This window comes from Thalassomonas sp. M1454, assembly GCF_007097525.1.
Taxonomy (GTDB): Bacteria; Pseudomonadota; Gammaproteobacteria; order Enterobacterales; family Alteromonadaceae; genus Thalassotalea_A.
The window spans coordinates 1-329 of the sequence record NZ_VKDD01000026.1; the positions used below are offsets into that span (position 1 = coordinate 1).

Consider the following 329-nt stretch of genomic DNA (forward strand, 5'->3'; position numbering starts at 1 on the left):
TACTATTTTGCCTAGTTCCTTCACCCGAGTTCTCTCAAGCGCCTTAGTATTCTCTACCTAACCACCTGTGTCGGTTTGGGGTACGGTTCCTATATATCTGAAGCTTAGAAGCTTTTCCTGGAAGTATGGCATCAACAACTTCAATTCCGTAGAATCTCGTCTCGTATCTCAGTCTTAGCAACCCGGATTTACCTAAGTCACCAACCTACATACTTTCACATGGACAACCAGCGCCATGCTTGCTTAGCCTTCTCCGTCCCTCCTTCGCAATATATAGAAGTACAGAAATATTAATCTGTTTCCCATCGACTACGCGTTTCCGCCTCGCC

At 45.6% G+C, this 329-nt stretch carries 1 rRNA gene; it reads right to left on the reverse strand.

Features of this window, described 5'->3' with window-relative positions:
* Nucleotides 1-329, reverse strand: a 23S ribosomal RNA gene (locus tag FNN08_RS16255); the annotation flags it as partial.